General features: G+C 36.2%; 1 protein-coding gene. It reads left to right on the plus strand.

The genetic code is table 11. The features are described from left to right. Positions 1-1,778, plus strand: a 1,778-nt coding sequence (locus AFK68_RS02665; RefSeq protein WP_246843958.1) for a molybdopterin-dependent oxidoreductase, incomplete at its 5' end; no start/stop codon positions are given. Positions 1,779-2,662: the final 884 nt, after the last annotated feature.

Raw genomic sequence — 2,662 nt, forward strand, 5'->3', positions numbered from 1 at the left:
ATAGATTTCAAAATGTTTCCGAAAAGTCTATGGGGACGATCGGACAGCCCTGTTATCTCGACTATGCTCGGCATATTTGCGAAGCGGCGAAGCGTCTGGAAGGTCTGATCGGGCGCGTAATTACCTATGCCTCGGCTGATGTCGCAGAGCTTCGCCTGGTTGAATCGGTGCTCGTTTGGCAGAGCTTTCTTAAAGACTGTGTGTCCAGCACTGCAAAACAACCCAATGCTTTTCGGAAACCTTTTACTGTTAAATATTTGCACTGGGCAAAAAAAGCAGGTACGAAAATTGTTGTTATTAATACTTACCGGGAACCAGGGATGGAACGTTATTGGGTTCCGTCTATTCCAGAAAGTGCTTTGTTTGGTACAAAATTTGCCGAAGATTTCTTTTTAGTTAATGTTAATGGGGATATGGCATTTATCAATGGTACTATTAAACATTTAATTGCTAATGATTGGGTTGATAAAAATTTTATAGATAATTATACTAATCAGTTTGAGGAATTAAAAGCTTCATTAAATTCCCAATCTTGGTCAGAATTAGAACGCTTTTCTGGAGCCACCCGCGATGAAATGTATGCTTTTGCCAAAATGGTTGGAAAAGCAGAAAAAGCTGTCTTTGTTTGGAGTATGGGAATTACTCAACATGAGTGTGGGGAAGATAATGTTAGAGCTATTATTAATTTGGCTTTAACTAAAGGTTTTGTTGGTAGAGAAGGCTGTGGTTTAATGCCAATTCGGGGTCATTCTGGAGTGCAAGGTGGAGCTGAAATGGGTTGTTATTCTACGGTTTTTCCAGGAGGCAGAAAAATTAATTCTGAAAATGCTGAAGTTATGAGCAAACTTTGGGGTTTTTCTGTTCCGAGTCATCCTGGTTTAATTGCTTCAGAAATGATTGATAATGCGGCAGAAGGAAAGTTAGATGTTTTGTTTTCTGTCGGGGGAAATTTTTTAGAAGTTTTGCCAGACCCAGATTATGTAGAAGCTGCCATGAAAAGGGTAAGTTTGCGAGTACATCAGGATATTATTTGCTCTAATCAAATGTTAGTTGAACCAGGAGAAACAGTAATATTATTACCTACTACGACTCGTTATGAAATTCCAGGAGGGGTGACAGAAACTACGACGGAAAGAAGGGTAATTTTTAGCCCAGAAATTCCAGGTCCGAGAATTGGAGAAGCTCGCCCAGAGTGGGAAGTATTTATGGATTTGGCAAAGTTAGTCCGTCCGGAATTGGCTGATAAGTTAGAGTTTAAAAATACTGGGGAAATTCGTGAGGAAATTGCTTTGGTAATTTCTCAATATTCTGGTATTCAACATTTGAAAGAACCTGGAGATAATTTTCAATATGGGGGTTCTCATTTATGTTTTGGTTGGAATTTTCCGACACCTGATGGTAAGGCAAAATTTTCCATACTTTCTCCACCAAAAGAGGTGTTACCAGAGGGATATTTTTTAGTAGCAACTCGCCGAGGTAAACAGTTTAATAGTATGGTGCAGTCTCAGAAAGATGCAATTACTGGTGCTGTAAGAGAAGCAGTTTTAATTAATCCTTTTGATGCTGAAAAATTGGGGTTTAAAGATGGGGATGATGTGCGGTTAAAAAATGATTTGGGTGAATTAAAAGGGCGGGTTTATCTAGCTCCTATGAAACCTGGTAATTTACAAGTACATTGGCCGGAGGGAAATGTATTATTAGATAAGGGTAAACGTTCTGTTGAAGGTGTGCCTGATTATAATGCTTTGGTTTGTTTAGAAAAGTTGGATGAAGGTTAGGTGTTTAGAGTATTGCATTTGAGGTTTTTATCGCCTTATTTATACTTCTGTTTTAGACAACAATGATTAATAATTTTTGATGACTTTTATAGGGGTTCTCATAGGGGAAGTCAGAAGTTAGAAGTAATTTATGAGTTATTTTTTCATGGGGAAATGTTTCCCTACAGGATGCTGCGCAAATGCAAACAGCATTTAGTAATTTCCTAACCTTTCCTTCGACTGCTATACCGAATAATTAAGGTCTAAAACCTCTCCTGTTCAGGAGAAAAAAGAAAAAAATTATTTTGGTCAATCCTCTTCTTTTCAGGAAAGGTAATTATTAATTGTTAATTATAGCAATCTGCCCATTGGTTGTGACAATTTTTATGATACTTAATTTGAGCTGAAAACATGAGCAAATTCTGACTCCTAACTACCACCAAAATATTACAACTTAAATAGGATTGCTATATTAATTGTTAATTATTAATTCTTGAACTCTTTTTTGACTTTCTGTAACTAGAATACCAATACCAAAAAATAATGCCAGACCTTCGTCAAGACTTCAGTTATTAAATAATAAATNTGCTACTTAATAAAAATTTCTCCGAAAACTATATTAATTGTTAATTATTAATTCTTGAACTCTTTTTTGACTTTCTGTAACTAGAATACCAATACCAAAAAATAATGCCAGACCTTCGTCAAGACTTCAGTTATTAAATAATAAATAAGTAAGAGCAATGTTTTTAACAATTCGTTTCCAAAGTGCCAAGATATCTGATGTCTAAGAATCCTGCTCTCTAATCCCTCCTATCAAGAAGATGTAGCAAGAATGGGTGAGATTTGGTATAACTTTTTTGAATTTAGTATGAACTTTTCGGCATGCTTTTTACACCCAAAGG

This window comes from Hydrocoleum sp. CS-953, from assembly GCF_002260545.1.
Taxonomy (GTDB): domain Bacteria; phylum Cyanobacteriota; class Cyanobacteriia; order Cyanobacteriales; family Microcoleaceae; genus Trichodesmium.